This is a genomic window from Nocardia sp. NPDC050697 (genome assembly GCF_040654395.1).
Taxonomy (GTDB): Bacteria; Actinomycetota; Actinomycetes; order Mycobacteriales; family Mycobacteriaceae; genus Nocardia.
Genome location: NZ_JBFAHY010000005.1, coordinates 229,590 through 244,959, shown reverse-complemented (window position 1 = coordinate 244,959; position 15,370 = coordinate 229,590). Strand labels below are relative to the sequence as shown.

Sequence of the window (15,370 nt, the reverse complement as noted above, 5' to 3'; positions counted from 1 at the left end):
TCTCTTCAGGTGCGAGCCGCAACGTCCTCGACGGCGGCGAGGTCCCGGCGGACCACGTATTTCTGGATCTTGCCGCTCGGCGTCCGCGGGAAGTCCGCGACGATGTGCAGCTGCTCGGGCCACTTCTGCTTGGCCAGCCCGGCCGCCGCGAAGTGCGCGCGCAGCGCCCCCAGGTCGGGCGCGGGGTGCCCGGGCAGCAGCCGCAGCACCGCGGCCGCGCGCTCGCCGAGCCTGGGGTCCGGCACCGCCACCGCGATCGCCTCGGCCACCCCGGGCAGCGTCAGCAGCAGCTCCTCGACCTCGAGCGCGCTGATGTTCTCGCCGCCGCGAATGATGATGTCGGACTTGCGATCGGTGATGGTCAGGTAGCCGTCGGCGTCCAGCACGCCGATATCGCCGGTGTGGTACCAGCCCTCGGCGTCGAAGGCGGCCGCGGTGAGCTCCGGGTCGACGTAGCCGAGGCAGAGGTCGGGGCCGCGGCTGATGATCTCGCCGTCCGCGGCCAGCCGCAGCTCGACGCCGGGCAGCGGGTTCCCGTCGGTGTAGAGCCGCTTCTCCTCGGGCGCGCTGTGCAGCGAGCCGGTTATCGAGGGGTGCTCGGTGCTGCCGTAGGAGCGGTAGACGGTGATCCCGGCGCCCGCCAGCCGGGTGGTGATCGCGGCGGGCACGGCGGCGCCGCCGAGCCCGGCGTAGCGCATGGCGGGCAGGTGCGCGGGGGTGTGCTCGGGGTGGTCGAGCAGGCTGGTGACGTAGTACGGCACGCCGCCGCCGACGGTGACCCCGTGCTCGGTCATCAGGCCCAGGATGCGGCCGGGGTCCCAGACGTCGATGAGGTGGATCGGCTTGCGGTCCAGCACGGGGATGAGCAGCGCGTTGACCATGCCGATGAAGTGGCCGACCGGTGCGGCGGTGAGCTGGTCGCCGCGGTCGGCGGGGTACCAGGCGGCGAGCTGCCTGGTCTCGTGCACCAGGGTGTTGTGGCTGTGCACGACGCCCTTGGGGGCCCTGGTGGTGCCGGAGGTGAAGGCGATGAGCGCGGGGCCGTCCGGGTCGGTGCCGAGCACGCCGGGCATGGGTTCGGGGTCGAGCAGCGCGTCGAAGTCGCGGCCGACCACGCCGGTGATCGGGACCCCGGCGTAGGGCTCCGGCGGGAACTCCAGGCTGCCGAAGCGCTCCAGCGTGACGAAGACCTTCGGCCGGACCGTCTCCAGGATGTAGCCGAGCTCCCGGCGGCCGTAGAAGTGCACCACCGGCACCACGGTGGCGCCGAGCAGGGCCGAGGCCCAGAAGGTCGCGGCCGCCTCCATCCAGTTCGGCAGCTGGAAGGCGACCACGTCGCCCGGCCCGACCCCGCGCCTGCGCAACCCGGCAGCGAGCCGCCGCGCGACCTGCTCGACCTCGGCGAAGGTGCCCGCGTACGGCCGCTCCGCGGAGTGGATGCGGAACTCGGCCGCCGGTGCGGCGGCGAGTCCGCCGGCGAGCAGCTCGCCGAGCGTCTCGCCGGTCCACCACCCCTGCTCCCGGTAGTGGCCGGCCAGCTCGGGAGGAATCGTGCGCATGGGAGCCCCTTCTCGACCGCATAGCGTTCTCCCCAACAGAGAATCACATTTTCGAGCGGGAGAACAGGCGTGTGTCCTAGGGTGTGGTCGGTAGTTCGTTCCGGGTAGCGCGGCAGCCCCGCGTCCCCCAGTCCCGATGCCGCCGGTTACTCCGGAGCGATCGCCGTGTCGACTCTCGCGATCTCGGGATGGGAACCATGGCTACTCGATCCGCCGCTCCCGGCGTCCACTCCGTCACCCACTGGCGGGCGCATGCCCGCAGGCACCCGCTCCGGCACCGGCTGGCGGTGGTGGCCCCGGACGCCGCCGACGTCATCCGGCACGCCGGCGGCTGGCTCTTCGACCGCTCGGCGGCGGGCTGGGAGGTGACCGTGCTGGTCGCCGACTCCGCCGACGTGGCGCCGCTGCGGATCCTCGGTGCCACCGTGCTCGACCTGCGGCAGTCGATCAGCAGGCAGCCCACGCACGACATCTGGCCGATGGCGGTGGCCGTCTCCGCCGCGAGCTACCGCGCCGAGCCGCTGCTGCGCGACGGGCTGCACGACAGCCTGGACCGCGGCCTCACCGAGGTCGCGGTCTGGGGCGACGACCTGCCCGCCGAGCTGGCGGACCGGGTCGCGCCCTCGTATCACAGGGTGAGCGTCGCGGCCCTGGCCTTCAAGTCCTGCGCGCTGGCCGCCGCGGGCTGCGCGGGCGAGCCGGTGCTGCCCACCGAGGTCTTCGGCACCGGCGAGCTGCTGCCGCCGCGATACCGGGAGGGAATGCGGGACCTGCTGCCCGCGTAGCGGGGTCAGCCCGCGGCTTCGGTGCTGCCCGCCCTGGCCCGCTCCAGCTCCGCGATCTCCCGCTCGACCAGGTCGAAGGCCTCGCTGTGGCCGCCGGACATGCCGAGCGCGCGCTCCAGCACCACCACCCGGGAGACGCTCGTCATGAGCACCGCCATCGCGGCGGGCGGGAAGCGCTCGGTGTCGAGGCCGTACTCGTCGAGAATGCGGGCCAGCGCGGTGGTCTGGATGGTGCGGAAGCGCTCGGCGTACTCCGCGACCGCCGCCCTGATGGCCGGGCGGTGATTCGACAATCCGACGAACTCCATCGTGAAACGGACCGCCGCGGGATCGGTGCTGAATTCCCAGAGCGCGCGCAGCGGGGCCTGCGATTTCATCATGTCGTTCTGCAGTTCGAGCCCCTCGTCCGCGCGCCGCCGGAAAATCTCCAGGAGGAGGTCGTCCATCGAACGGAAGTAATAATGCACGAGCTGCGGTTTGAGCCCGGCGCGCTCGGCGACGCGGCGTGAGGTCACCGCGGCCCAGCCCTCTTCGAGCAGCAGCTGCTCGGCGGCCTCCAGCAGAACGCCGCGATTCTTGGCGTCGGGGGCGCCGATGCGGCGGGGCGATGGCATGCGCCTGCCTCCTTCCGGAGTCCTGGTCGTGGGATCAATTCGTATCGTAGTAGCGGACCGCTGTCACTATTGACGCCCGTTCGAGAACCATGCTATGCATGTGCACAGCATCTGTTTCGGAGGGACGGCTCTGCGATTCCTTACGGGTTGACGGGGAAATTCCCGTCGCCCCTCTTTCGCATTTTCCGACGTATCGATGTGAAACGCCCGTGGTGCGAGGAGAATGAAATTCTCTGATTCGTGCATTCCACTCTTGACGACGCTGAGAGATAGCGCCCACAATGGGAACAGTTGGTTCTCCTGGAGCGCCACACGAGATTCTCAGCGACACTTCCGCCGCCGACCCGAAGGTTTCATCAATGACGATCAGCCGTGGTTCCGTTGGCGGTGAACTCCCGGCCGCGAAGCCCGCCACCCGGGAGATCACCGACTGGGGCCGCGGCTACCTGAAGCGGCACCCCATCGCCGCGCTGGAGACCGTCGGCGGGCAGTTCGTGCTCGGCGTCCGGGCCATCCAGTACCTGGTCACCGATATCGCGACCGGCCGCTTCGCCTTCGCCGAGTTCGTCCGGCAGTCGGCCTTCATGGCCTCGGCGGCGGCGCTGCCCACCATCTTCGTCTCGCTGCCGATCGGTGTGACGCTCTCCATCCAGTTCGGGCTGCTGGCCGGGCAGGTCGGCGCGACCTCGCTGGCCGGCGCGGCCAGCGGGCTCGCGGTGATCCGGCAGGGCGCGCCCATGGTGGCGGCGCTGCTCATGGCCTCGGCCGTCGGCTCGGCCATCTGCGCCGATCTGGGCAGCCGCAAGATCAGGGACGAGCTGGACGCCATGGAGGTCATGGGGGTCTCGGTGGTGCGGCGGCTGGTGGTGCCGCGGGTTGCGGCGGCGGTGCTGGTCGGGGTCTCGCTCACCGGGGTCGTCTGCTTCGTCGGCTTCCTGGCCGGGTACCTGTTCAACGTCTTCGTGCAGGGCGGCGCCCCCGGCAGCTTCGTGGCCACCTTCGCCTCCTTCGCCACCGTCGGCGACCTCTGGCTCACGCTGGTGAAGGCGGTGGTCTACGGCGCCATCGTCGCGGTGGTGGCCTGCGAGAAGGGGCTCGGCACCAAGGGCGGCCCCGCGGGCGTCGCCAACTCGGTGAACTCGACCGTGGTCTCCTCGATCCTGCTGCTCATGGTGGTGAATGTCGTGTTCACGCAGATGTTCATGATCCTGTTCCCGCGGTCGGGGCTGTGATGGCCGCGCCGTACCGCCCGCTCGGCACCCGCACCCTGGTCCGCACCTCGCGCCAGCTCGGCACCTCGTTCATGCGGCTCGGCCACATGATCACCTTCCTGGTCCGCGCGCTCGGCTCGATCCCGGTGATGCTGCGGCACTACCGCGGCGAGTTCCTGCGCATCCTCTCCGACATCACCTGGGGCAACGGCTCGATCGTCGTCGGCGGCGGCACCGCGGGGGTGATCATCGTGCTCGGCGCGGCCGGTGGCGCCATCGTCGGGCTGGAGGGGTACAACGCGCTGCACCTGCTCGGCATGGAGCCGACCATCGGGCTCATCGCCTCGACCGCCTCCACCAGGGAGCTGGCGCCGATCATGGCCTCGCTGGCCTTCGCCGCGCAGGCGGGCTGCCGCTTCACCGCGCAGCTCGGCGCCATGGGGATCGCCGAGGAGATCGAGGCCATGGAGTCCATGGGCATCCGCGCGATGCCGTACCTGGTGAGCACCAGGCTGCTCGCCTCGATCGTGGCCATGATCCCGCTCTACGTCATCTGCCTCGCGGTCAACTACATCGCGGTGGAGCTGGTGGTCGGGCTCTCCGGCGGGCTCTCGCGCGGCACCTACCAGCACTACTTCCAGCTCGTGCTGAACGGCCCCGACATCGTCTACTCGCTGCTCAAGGCCATTGTGTTCGTGATCATCACGACCACCGTGCAGTGCTACTACGGCTTCTACGCCGCGGGCGGGCCGCAGGGCGTCGGCATCGCGGCGGGCCGCGCCATGCGCGCCGCCATCTCGCTGATGATCATCGTCAACCTGCTACTCACGGTCGCGCTGTGGGGCATCGGCGCCAGCGCCCGGCTCGGAGGCTGAGCCCATGTCGGTGCTGTTCGAGAAGGACGGGCGCGGGCCGTCGGGCACCGCGCTGCTGCTGCGCGGGCTGGTGCTGGTGCTGGCCACCGCGCTGGTGGTGACGCTGCTGCTGCTCAAATCCACCGGCCGCTTCGACGAGAAGCTCGAGGTGACGGCGGTGCTGGCGCAGCTCGGCGACGGGCTGCCCACCCGCTCGGACGTGAAGTTCCGCGGCATGCTGGTCGGCATCGTCGCCGGCGTCACCCCGGCCACCGGCGGCGCGGGGAACAGGGTGCTGCTGCAACTCGACCCCGTTGCCGCGCAGGCTATTCCGCGCACGGTGACGGCGAGGGTGGTGCCGAGCAACGTCTTCGCGGTCTCCTCGGTGCAGCTGGTCGACAACGGGCCGGGCCCGGCGCTGAGCGCGGCGACCGAGATCCGCCAGGACACCAGCCTCTCCACCGTGCAGCTGCAGACCGCGCTGACCAAGCTGCGCGAGATCATCGCCAGCACCGCCAGGATCGGCACCGGCAATACCGTCGGCGTGCTGGCCGCGGTGGCCCGCGCGACCGACCGCCGCGGCGCCGACCTGGTGGCGGCCGGCGCCCAGCTGGAGCGGATCACCACCGAGTTCGACGCGCTGCTCACCCCGGACGGCGGCCCGCCCACGCTCGGCATGGTGGCCGACGCGGTGCGCGGGCTGAACGCCTCCGCCCCCGACCTCCTCGACGCCCTGCACCACGCGGTGCTGCCCATGCGCACGCTGGCCGAGCAGGACGCGCAGCTGGCCGGGTTGCTCGGCGCGGGCAACACCACCTTCGGCACGCTCGCCGGTTCGCTGGACCGGCAGACCGATCAGCTCGTCGACGTCACGGAGAAGATGGGGCCGGTGATCGACGTCTTCGCCGAGGGCTCCCCGGCCTTCGGCCCGATCGTGGTCCGCATCAAGCGCCTCTCGGAGCTCTGGTTCTCCGAGTTCTGGAATGCCGGCAGCCCGCGCGGGCGCGGCAAGTTCCAGTTCCGCTTCACCCCGCACACCCCCTACACCAGGGCCGACTGCCCGCGCTACGGCGAGCTCGCGGCGCCGAGCTGTAGCACCGCCCCCGGCGACATCCCGATCGAGCCGGTGCCCGCCGCGCTCGACCCGGCCAACCAGCCCGCCGCGCCCGAGCTGCCCCCGGAGATCAGGGACCTGATCGAGCGGGCACTCGAAGGCAACCCGACCGGCGCCGAATCACTGCTGGCGCCGCTGGTGGCCGACGGCCCGTTCCCGGCCGGGGGCGAACGATGAGCTACCGCCGCCCGCTGATCGGGGTCAGCCTCTTCGTCGCCGTCGCGGTGGCGCTCATCTGGGTCACCTTCGTCACCCTGGATCGCGGGATCAACGGCGACACCGAGGACTACTCGGCGGTCTTCACCGACGTCAGCGGGTTGCGGGTCGGCGACGACGTGCGGATGGCCGGGGTCAGGGTGGGCCGGGTGGACGGCATCGAGCTGGACGGCGTGCGCGCCAGGGTGCGGTTCCGGGTGGAGAACGACCAGACGCTCTACGGCAATACCAAGGCCGCCATCACGTACCAGAACGTCATCGGGCAGCGCTACCTCGGGCTCGCGCTCGCCGACTTCGGCGACGGCTCGGCGCTGGCGCCCGGCGCGGAGATCCCGGTCGAGCACACCGAGCCCTCCTTCGATATCTCCGGGCTGCTCAACGGCTTCGAGCCGCTCTTCGGCGGGCTGGACCCGGCGCAGGTCGACAATGTGACCGGCGCGCTGATCAAGGCGCTGCAGGGCGACCGCACCTCGCTGGTGCTGCTGGTGGAGCAGGTCTCCGGGCTGGCCGAGTCGCTGGCCGGGCCGGACCAGGTGCTCGGCGCGGTGATCGGCAACCTGAACAAGGTCGTCGGCAACCTGGCGCTGCAAACCGGCCAGGTCGGCACGCTGATCGGGCAGTCGCGGGCCATCGTGGACGGGCTGGCCAGGCACCGCGACGAGCTGCTCGGCGCGCTGGACCAGGCCGCGATCACCACCGGCGGGCTCGCCGACACCATGGACGGCATCCAGCCGGAGCTGGAGTCCATGCTGAATCGGGAGCCCGGCTTCACCCGGCACTTCGCCGAGAACAAGGAGAACTTCGCCTACCTCGGCTTCAACCTGCCCGGGTTGCTCAAGGGGCTGGCCAGGGTGAGCCAGGAGGGGCCGTACCTGAACACCTACCTGTGCAACTTCGGCGTCACCATCCTGCCCGCGCTCTCCTCGCTGGTGCCGACCGTGGTCGACCTGGCGACGCCCGGCGGTCAAGCCAAGTACTCCCCGATCTGCAGGAATGGCGGATGAGCAGGACACAGTGGAAGCCGCTGGAGGAGCACCGGCGCGGCGTGCTCGGGGTGATCGCGGTCGCGGTGCTGCTCGCGGTGCTGGCCGCCGCGGTGGGCTGGAGCCGGATCGGCATCGGGACCACCCGCTACGAGGCGGAGTTCGCGCAGGCGGCCGGGATCAGCACCGGTGATCAGGTGACCCTGGCCGGGGTGCCGGTCGGCACCGTCGACGCCACCGAGCTGGCGGGGGACCGGGTGCTGGTGACGCTCGCGATCGACTCCGGGGTGCCGCTCGGCACCGGCACCGGCGCCGCCATCAAGCTCACCACGCTGCTCGGCGCCCGCTACATCGAGCTGCGGCCCGCGGGCGACGGCGCGCTGCCCGGCCACCGGATTCCGCTGGAGCGCACCGAGGTCCCCTACGACCTGCAGACCGCGCTGGACAATGCCACCGTCACCTTCGACAGCATCGACGCCGGGCAGATCGGCACCTCGCTGAACACCCTCGCCGCCCAGCTCCAGGGCGTGCCGGCGGTGCTGCCCGCGATGCTCTCGAACATCCGCGCGCTCGCCACCATCATCGGCGACCGCCGCACCGAGCTGAGCGCGCTGCTCGCCGCGAGCCAGCAGCTCACCGGCGTCGTCACCGACCAGCAGGCGAACCTCGCCGCCATCATGACCCAGGGCCGCGACCTGCTCACCGAGATCGTGGCCCGCCGGGACGCGGTGCTGCGGCTCATGGACGCCACCCGCAGGCTGGCCGACCAGGTGCGCACCCTGGTGGTGCGCGACCGCCCCGCCGTCGACACCCTGATCGCCGGGCTGGACGAGCTGCTCGGCAGCCTGGCGCGCAACGACGCGCTGCTCCGCAACACCCTGGAGATCCTGCCGATCCCCATCCGCAATTTCGCCAATGCCTCCGGCACCGCCAACGAGGTCGACTTCACCGCACCGGCCGGGCCGCTCATCGACTCCTGGATGTGCGCGCTCGGCGGCCGCGCCGAGGGCGCCGGGCTCGCCCCCTACCACGAGGACTGCCAGTGAGAGCGAAGCGAGTCCTGGTCCGGGCGGGCGTGGTGCTGGCGATCGGCGCGCTGGCCGGCTGCGCGGGCAGCGCCGTCGTCCCGGACGACACCATCGCGGTGACCGCGCAGTTCGACAACGGCGCCGGGCTGTATCCCGGCAATGCCGTGGCGGTGCTCGGCATGCCGGTGGGCACGGTGACCTCGGTCGAGCCGCGCGGCACGCACGTCGAGGTGACGATGGAGCTGGACGGCGATGTCGACATCCCGGCCGATGCCCGCGCCGTCACGCTCTCCACCTCGGTGCTCACCGACCGGCACGTCGAGTTCACCCCCGCCTACCGGGGCGGGCCGAGGCTGGCCGACGGCGCCCGGCTCGGCCCCGAGCGCACCCGCACCCCGGTGGAGTTCGACCGGCTGCTCGGCGCCGCCGAGCGGATGGCGGGCGAGTTGCAGGGCGAGCAGCCGGGGGACGGCCCGGTCGCCCGGTTGCTCAGCGTCTCCGCCGCCATCTCCACCGAGAGCGGCCCCGAGCTGCGGCAGACCCTGGACCAGCTCGCCACCGCGCTGCGGCTCGGCGCGGACGGCGGTGAGCAGACCCGCGACACCCTGACGAAGCTGGTCGACCAGCTCTCCCAGCTGCTCCGCGCCGCGGCCGCCAACGAGGACACCATCCGCCAGTTCGGCACCGCCACCGGGCAACTCGGCGATGTGGTGGCCGATCTGAATATCGGCACCGGCAGCACCGGCGCGCAGATCACCGACATCATGCGGCAGACCGACGCGCTGCTCACCGAGAACGCGGGCGTACTGCAATCCACCCTCGCCAACGGCGCCACGGTGACCAAGGCGCTCGCCGACTACCGGAACGAGCTCGGCGAGTTCATCGACGTCACCCCGCTGCTGCTGAACAACGCCTACAACGCGGTCGACTTCCAGTACCGCGGCGTGCGCGTGCACGCCCTGCTGGACAAGGTGTTCTTCGACGGGCAGCTGGTCAAGGAGGTCTGCAATATCCTCGGGCTGCGCCAATTGGGCTGCGCCACCGGAACATTGCAGGACTTCGGCCCCGACTTCGGGATCACCGACATGCTCGACGCCATGTCCAGGATGCCGCGATGAGCGCCGGGCGGGCCGCCCGCGCCGCCGCGCTCGCGATGGCGGCGCTGGCCACGAGCACCGGCTGCGCGGTCGGGCTCGGTGACCTGCCGCTGCCCGCGCCGGGCTCCGGTGGCGACAACTACACCGTGCGCGCGAGCTTCGCGAACGCGCTGAACCTGCCCGCCAAGGCGAAGGTGCGGCTCTCCGGCGCGGATGTGGGCGAGGTCTCCGCCATGGCGGTGCGCGACTACACCGCCGTGGTCACCCTGACCATCCAGCGGGGGGTGCGGCTGCCGCTCGGCACCAGGGCCGAGCTGCGCACCGCCACCCCGCTCGGCGACGTCTTCGTCTCGCTCACCCCGCCCGCCGAGGCCACCACCGCCACCCCGGCGCTGGCCGACGGCGACAGCATCGCGCTGGACCACACCTCCGCCGCCACCACCATCGAGGAGCTGCTCACCACCGCCTCGCTGCTGGTGAACGGCGGCGCCATCCGCAACCTCACCACCATCGTGAACGGCCTCGGCAACGCGGTCGGCGAGCGCGGCGACCGGATGGCCGAGCTCATCGACCGCTCCACCCGGGTGGTGCAGGCGCTCTCCGCCCGCTCCGACGACATCCGCACCACGCTCGCCGAGGTGGACCAGCTGGCCCGCCGGATCGACGAGCAGCAGGGCACCGTGAACGATGTCATCGCGGCCGCGGGCCCGGCGCTGGACACCCTGCGCGCCAACTCCGACCAGGCACTCACCCTGGTCGACGAGGTGGAGCGGATCACCGCGCAGATCGGCCGCTTCCCCGGGGTGAACGGCGAGCAGACCACCGGCATGGTCGCCGACATCAACACCATCGCCGCGCAGCTGAACTCGGCCGCCACCAACCCGGACGCCAGCGTGGCGGCGATGAACGCGCTGCTCGGCCCGGTCATGGCGGTCACCGTGAGCACCTCGGCCAGCACCGACGCGGACTGGCAGGATCTCGCCATCGGCGCGCTGCCCGACGTCAACCACCCGGGCGACCCGGAGAGCAGGCTGCCGGACCAGCGGGACTGGCAGAACTTCATCGGCACCCTCACCTACACCCTGCTGAAACTGCAGGGCCGGATCACCGGGGGTGCGCGGTGAGCGCGCTGGAGCGGCCGGCCCGGCTGCTGGTCGGTACCGTCGGCGCGGTGCGGGCGCGGCGCTCCGCGGTCTCCGCGGTGGCGCTGGCGCTGACCCTGGTCGTCGGGGTCGGGTACCTGGTGTTCGGCTCGCTCGGGGTGAACCCGGCGGCGGAGACCATGCGGGTCCGGGTGCATCTGGCCGACTCCGGCGGGCTGCTCGCCGGGCAGAACGTCACGCTGCGGGGGGTGCCGATCGGCACGGTCGAGTCGGTGCGGCTCACCGGGGACGGGCTGGTCGCCACCGCGGTGATCGACGCGGCGAGCGCGGTGCCCGCCGACGGCGCGGTGCGGGTGGCGAGCCTCTCGCTGGCGGGGGAGCAGTACCTGGACTTCCGGCCGGAGCACGACGGCGGGCCCTACCTCGCCGACGGCGCGGAGATCGCCGTCGAGCGCACCAGCACCCCGACCCCGCTCTGGAAGACGCTCTCGCAGCTCGACTCCACGCTGGCGCAGGTGGATCCGGCGCGGCTGGCGGCCGTGGTGGACGAGCTCGGGGTCGGGCCGGAGGGGCCGGAGAAACTGGCCGACCTGCTCGACAGCGGGATCTTCCTCGCCTCGACCCTGGATTCGGTGCTGCCGCAGACGGTCTCGCTCATCCGGGACAGCAGGCAGGTGCTCGGCACCGTCAGCGACCTCGCGCCCGGGCTCGGCGATTTCGCCGCCGACGCCAACGCGGTGCTGAGCGGGGCCGAGGCCAAGTCCGGCGGGTACGTCGAGCTGCTCGGCGCCGCCCCTGGCACGCTGCGCGCGCTGGACGCGCTGCTGGCGCAGAACTCGCCGAACGCCGCCGCGCTGGTCGGCAACCTCGGCGTGGTCGCCGACACCACCGGGCCGCGGGTGCCCGCCTTCCGGGAGTTCTTCTTCCCGACCGAGCGGGCCGGCTCGACGCTGGACGCCATCGCCGTCGCCTTCCACGACGGCGGCGTCTGGGGGCTGGTCAACCTCTATCCGCGCTACGCCTGCGACTACGACCTGCCGCGCCGCCCGCCCTCGCTGCCCGACTTCCCCGAGCCCTACCTCTACACCTACTGCCAGGACAACGACCCCTCGGTGCTGATCCGCGGCGCCCGCAACGCCCCGCGCCCGCCCGGCACCGAGATTCCCGGCGCCCCGCCGCCCGGCGAGCCGGCCGACCGCCAGGCCACCCCCACCCCCATCGGCCCGCTCTCGCTCCCGCTCACCTTCGCGGGCCCCCCGCTCCCACCCCCGCCCCCGGCCCCGCAACGCTGAGAGGAACCACCATGAGTGACACCGACACCGCCGTTGACGCCCGGCCGGAGGGCGAGGTCGAAAGTCCTGCCGCCGACGTTTCGCAGCCGTCGGCTGCCGCCGAGAAGCCCGCCGATCCCTCCGGCGGCAAACCGGTCGAGAATGCCACCGAAGGTGGCGGCGAGAGTCGCGGCGAGCAATGGCTGCGCATCGCGCGCAAAGCGGCCCTGCCGGTCACGGCGCTGATCGCGATCGCCGCGATCACGGCGGCCATCGTCTTCGGCGTCCAGCTGCGCGACGAGCGCGATGTCGACGCGGCCGCCGCCGCCGCGCTGGAGGCGGCGAAGACCTACGCCGTCACGCTGACCAGCGTCGACTCCAACAACCTGGACGCCGGCTTCACGGCGGTACTCGACGGCTCCACCGGCGAGTTCCGCGACATGTACACGCGCTCGAGCGGCCAGCTCCGCCAGCTCCTCCTGGAGAACAAGGCGACCGGCAAGGGCACGGTCCTGGACGCCGCGGTCAAGTCGGCGACCGAGACCGAGGTCGACGTCCTGCTCTTCATCGACCAGACCGTCACCAACGCCGCCTCCGCGGACCCGAGGGTCGACCGCAGCAGGGTCGAGATGACCATGCAGCTGGTCGACGGCCGCTGGCTCGCCAGCCGCGTCTACCTGCCCTGACGCACCCCGCCCGGCGAGCCGGGAAATCTCTCGCGCTTAAGCGAGAACGAAATTCTCCACCTGAGATATCATTGTTTCCGAGGAGCTACCCATGACCGACTTCGACACCGTCGACTACTTCACCGATCCGAGCCTGGTGCCGGATCCGCACCCCTACTTCGACCACCTGCGCGCCCAGTGCCCGGTCAAGCAGGAGCCGACGTTCGGCGTCTACGCCGTCACCGGGTACGAGGAGGCCACCGAGGTCCTGCGCGACACCGAGCAGCTCTTCTCCTCGGCCATCGCCGTCGGCGGCCCGTTCCCGCCGCTGCCGTTCCAGATCGAGGGCGAGGACATCACCGAGCTGATCGAGCAGCACCGCTCGCAGCTCCCGATGTTCGAGCACATGGTCACCATGGACCCGCCGCAGCACACCTACGCCCGCTCGGTGCTGAACCGGCTGCTCACCCCGGCCCGCCTCAAGGAGAACGAGGCGTTCATGTGGCGGCTGGCCGACCAGCAGCTGGACGAGTTCCTCTCCGAGGGGAAGTCCGAGTTCCTGGCCGAGTACGCCAAGCCGTTCTCGCTGCTGGTCGTCGCCGACATGCTCGGCGTGCCGGAGGAGGACCACCAGCAGTTCCGGGTGGTGCTCGGCGCCGAGCGCCCCGGCTCCCAGGTGGGCTCGCTGAAGAGCGAGATCGTCGCCTCGAACCCGCTGGAGTGGCTGGACGACAAGTTCGTGCAGTACATCACGGACCGCAGGGAGAACCCGCGCGACGACGTCCTCACCTCGCTGGCCCAGGCCAAGTACCCGGACGGCTCCACCCCCGAGGTGATCGACGTCGTGCGCTCGGCCACCTTCCTCTTCGCCGCCGGCCAGGAGACCACCGCCAAGCTGCTGAGCGCCGCCATGCGGGTGCTCGGCGACCACCCCGAGGTGCAGCAGGCGCTGCGCGACGACCGCAGCCTGATCCCGAACTTCATCGAGGAGACGCTGCGCATGGACTCCCCGGTGAAATCCGGGTTCCGGCTGGCCAAGCGCGCCACCCAGATCGGCGAGGTGGAGATCCCGGTCGGCTCGACCGTCATGTTCTGCCCCGGCGCCGCCAACCGCGACCCGCGCCGCTTCGAGAACCCGCACGAGTTCCGGCTGGACCGCAAGAACTTCCGCGAGCACATGGCCTTCGGCCGCGGCGTGCACTCCTGCCCCGGCGGCCCGCTGGCGCGGGTCGAGGGCCGGGTCTCGATCGAGCGGATCCTGGATCGGATGCTCGACATCAGGATCGACGAGGAGCGCCACGGCCCGGCCGGCGAGCGCCGCTACGACTACGAGCCCACCTTCATCCTGCGTGGCTTGAGCAACCTGCATATCACCTTCACCCCCAACCCCTGAACGACACAACGGAGAGAGGTTCACGATGACCGGACGGGTCGACGGCAAGGTCGCCTTCATCACCGGCGCGGCGCGCGGCCAGGGTCGCAGCCACGCGGTCCGGCTGGCCCAGGAGGGCGCCGACATCATCGCGCTCGATGTCTGCAAGCAGCTGGACAACGTGCCGTTCCCCATGCCCACCCCGGAGGATCTCGCGGAGACCGCCGACCTGGTGAAGGCGCAGGGCAGGCGGGTGGTCACCATCGAGGCGGACGTCCGCGACTTCGAGGCGGTCAAGGCCGGGCTGGACAGCGGCGTCGAGCAGCTGGGCAAACTGGACATCATCATCGCCAACGCGGGGCTCGCCAACGAGGGCGGCGCGCTGGTGGAGATGCGGGAAGACTTCTGGGAAGACATGATCGGGGTCAACCTGACCGGTGTCTGGAAGAGCGTGAAGGCCGGCATCCCGCACCTGCAGGCGAACGGCAGCGGCTCCATCGTGCTGACCAGCTCGGTGGGCGGGCTCAAGGCGTACCCGAACGTGGGGCACTACGTCGCCGCCAAGCACGGCGTGGTCGGGCTCATGCGCACCTTCGCGGTGGAGCTTGGGCACCAGAACATCCGCTGCAACTCGGTGCACCCGACGCACGTCAGCACCGACATGCTGCTCAACGAGGGCACCTTCAAGCTGTTCCGCCCGGACCTGGAGAACCCGGGCCCGGACGACATGAAGCCGATCTGCCAGATGTTCCACACCCTGCCCACCCCGTGGGTGGACGCGGAGGACGTCAGCAACGCGGTGCTCTACCTGGTCTCGGACGAGGCGCGGTTCATCACCGGCGTCCCGCTGCCGGTCGACGCGGGCTCGATGCTGAAGTAGCCCAGTGGAGTACGGGGTGTGCCCGCCGCGGGGCGCACCCCGGTGAACTCCGCGCTACTCTCGGATCGAGAGTCTCTCCATCCCGGAGAGATCGGCGGAAGGACACGACCATGCCCGCGGCGAAGGACACCCGATCGGACACGGCCCGCGCCCTGCGCGACGCGCTGCGCGCCCAGGCCACCAGGACGGTGGTGTTCCACTCCGCCGTCGCGGCCCGGCTCGGCATCACCGTCACCGACCTGAGCGCGCTGAACATGCTGAGCATGGCCGGCCCGCTCACCCCGGGCCAGCTCGCCGACCGCCTCGGCATCACCAGGGGCGGTGCCGTCACCACCGTCATCGACCGGCTGGAGAAAGCCGGGTACGTGCGGCGCAGCCGGGACTCCGAGGACCGCCGCCGGGTGCGGGTGGAGTTGGTCGCGGTCCGCGCCGACGTCGCCGTCGCCCCGCTCTTCGGTGCCATCGGCCAGAGCCTCCCGGACGACGAGGAAACCCTGACCACCCTGCTGGCCTTCGTCGAGACGCTGAACGGGGCCCTGGAGCGCGGCACCGAGCGCGCCGCCGCCGACCGCGGCTGAACCACTCAGCCCCGCCTGGCTTTCGGCGCCGCGAAATGGT

At 71.4% G+C, this 15,370-nt stretch carries 15 protein-coding genes; 13 read left to right on the top strand and 2 right to left on the bottom strand.

Going from position 1 to position 15,370, the window contains the following annotated elements; genetic code table 11:
- Positions 1 to 5 precede the first annotated feature (5 nt).
- The gene (locus AB0H71_RS19755; protein ID WP_357022597.1) at positions 6 to 1,559 is read right to left on the bottom strand and encodes an AMP-binding protein; all 1,554 of its coding nucleotides are present in this window, start codon (positions 1,557 to 1,559) and stop codon (positions 6 to 8) included.
- Between the two features lie 197 nt (positions 1,560 to 1,756).
- On the opposite strand from AB0H71_RS19755, the gene AB0H71_RS19750 reads away from it, so the two are divergent.
- Positions 1,757 to 2,344, top strand: coding sequence for a hypothetical protein (locus tag AB0H71_RS19750; RefSeq protein WP_357022594.1), 588 nt, complete (start codon positions 1,757 to 1,759; stop codon positions 2,342 to 2,344).
- Between the two features lie 5 nt (positions 2,345 to 2,349).
- Here AB0H71_RS19750 and AB0H71_RS19745 read toward each other — a convergent pair whose 3' ends face one another.
- Positions 2,350 to 2,958 carry a helix-turn-helix domain-containing protein gene (locus AB0H71_RS19745; RefSeq protein WP_357022591.1) on the bottom strand — a complete coding sequence of 203 codons (609 nt, stop codon included), beginning with the start codon at positions 2,956 to 2,958 and terminating at the stop codon, positions 2,350 to 2,352.
- A gap of 359 nt (positions 2,959 to 3,317) precedes the next feature.
- On the opposite strand from AB0H71_RS19745, the gene AB0H71_RS19740 reads away from it, so the two are divergent.
- The 12 genes from AB0H71_RS19740 to AB0H71_RS19685 all read left to right on the top strand — a co-directional run bounded on the left by AB0H71_RS19740 (position 3,318) and on the right by AB0H71_RS19685 (position 15,330).
- Positions 3,318 to 4,190, top strand: a complete 873-nt coding sequence (locus tag AB0H71_RS19740; RefSeq protein ID WP_357022588.1) for an ABC transporter permease — start codon at positions 3,318 to 3,320, stop codon at positions 4,188 to 4,190.
- Positions 4,190 to 5,044 (top strand): ABC transporter permease, encoded by an 855-nt coding sequence (locus AB0H71_RS19735; RefSeq protein WP_357022585.1) that lies wholly within the window; start codon positions 4,190 to 4,192, stop codon positions 5,042 to 5,044. Before AB0H71_RS19740 ends, AB0H71_RS19735 begins: the two co-directional genes overlap by 1 nt.
- Positions 5,045 to 5,048: 4 nt before the next feature.
- Positions 5,049 to 6,314: an MCE family protein gene (locus AB0H71_RS19730; RefSeq protein WP_357022582.1), complete on the top strand. Its 1,266-nt coding sequence runs from the start codon at positions 5,049 to 5,051 to the stop codon at positions 6,312 to 6,314.
- Complete coding sequence (locus tag AB0H71_RS19725) at positions 6,311 to 7,357, top strand: MlaD family protein (protein ID WP_357022579.1); 1,047 nt, start codon at positions 6,311 to 6,313, stop codon at positions 7,355 to 7,357. Before AB0H71_RS19730 ends, AB0H71_RS19725 begins: the two co-directional genes overlap by 4 nt.
- Positions 7,354 to 8,382, top strand: a complete 1,029-nt coding sequence (locus tag AB0H71_RS19720; RefSeq protein ID WP_357022577.1) for an MCE family protein — start codon at positions 7,354 to 7,356, stop codon at positions 8,380 to 8,382. The genes AB0H71_RS19725 and AB0H71_RS19720 overlap by 4 nt, the downstream gene beginning before the upstream one ends.
- Positions 8,379 to 9,482: an MCE family protein gene (locus AB0H71_RS19715; protein ID WP_357022575.1), complete on the top strand. Its 1,104-nt coding sequence runs from the start codon at positions 8,379 to 8,381 to the stop codon at positions 9,480 to 9,482. The genes AB0H71_RS19720 and AB0H71_RS19715 overlap by 4 nt, the downstream gene beginning before the upstream one ends.
- Positions 9,479 to 10,585: an MlaD family protein gene (locus tag AB0H71_RS19710; RefSeq protein ID WP_357022572.1), complete on the top strand. Its 1,107-nt coding sequence runs from the start codon at positions 9,479 to 9,481 to the stop codon at positions 10,583 to 10,585. The genes AB0H71_RS19715 and AB0H71_RS19710 overlap by 4 nt, the downstream gene beginning before the upstream one ends.
- Positions 10,582 to 11,856, top strand: a complete 1,275-nt coding sequence (locus AB0H71_RS19705; protein WP_357022569.1) for an MlaD family protein — start codon at positions 10,582 to 10,584, stop codon at positions 11,854 to 11,856. The genes AB0H71_RS19710 and AB0H71_RS19705 overlap by 4 nt, the downstream gene beginning before the upstream one ends.
- A gap of 11 nt (positions 11,857 to 11,867) precedes the next feature.
- On the top strand, positions 11,868 to 12,521 hold the full coding sequence (locus AB0H71_RS19700; protein WP_357022567.1) for a hypothetical protein: 654 nt from the start codon (positions 11,868 to 11,870) through the stop codon (positions 12,519 to 12,521).
- A gap of 91 nt (positions 12,522 to 12,612) precedes the next feature.
- Positions 12,613 to 13,893, top strand: a complete 1,281-nt coding sequence (locus AB0H71_RS19695; RefSeq protein WP_357022564.1) for a cytochrome P450 — start codon at positions 12,613 to 12,615, stop codon at positions 13,891 to 13,893.
- A 25-nt stretch (positions 13,894 to 13,918) separates the two neighbouring features.
- The gene (locus AB0H71_RS19690; RefSeq protein ID WP_357022561.1) at positions 13,919 to 14,752 is read left to right on the top strand and encodes a mycofactocin-coupled SDR family oxidoreductase; all 834 of its coding nucleotides are present in this window, start codon (positions 13,919 to 13,921) and stop codon (positions 14,750 to 14,752) included.
- A 110-nt stretch (positions 14,753 to 14,862) separates the two neighbouring features.
- The gene (locus AB0H71_RS19685) at positions 14,863 to 15,330 is read left to right on the top strand and encodes a MarR family transcriptional regulator (protein ID WP_357022558.1); all 468 of its coding nucleotides are present in this window, start codon (positions 14,863 to 14,865) and stop codon (positions 15,328 to 15,330) included.
- The last annotated feature ends 40 nt before the right edge of the window (positions 15,331 to 15,370 follow it).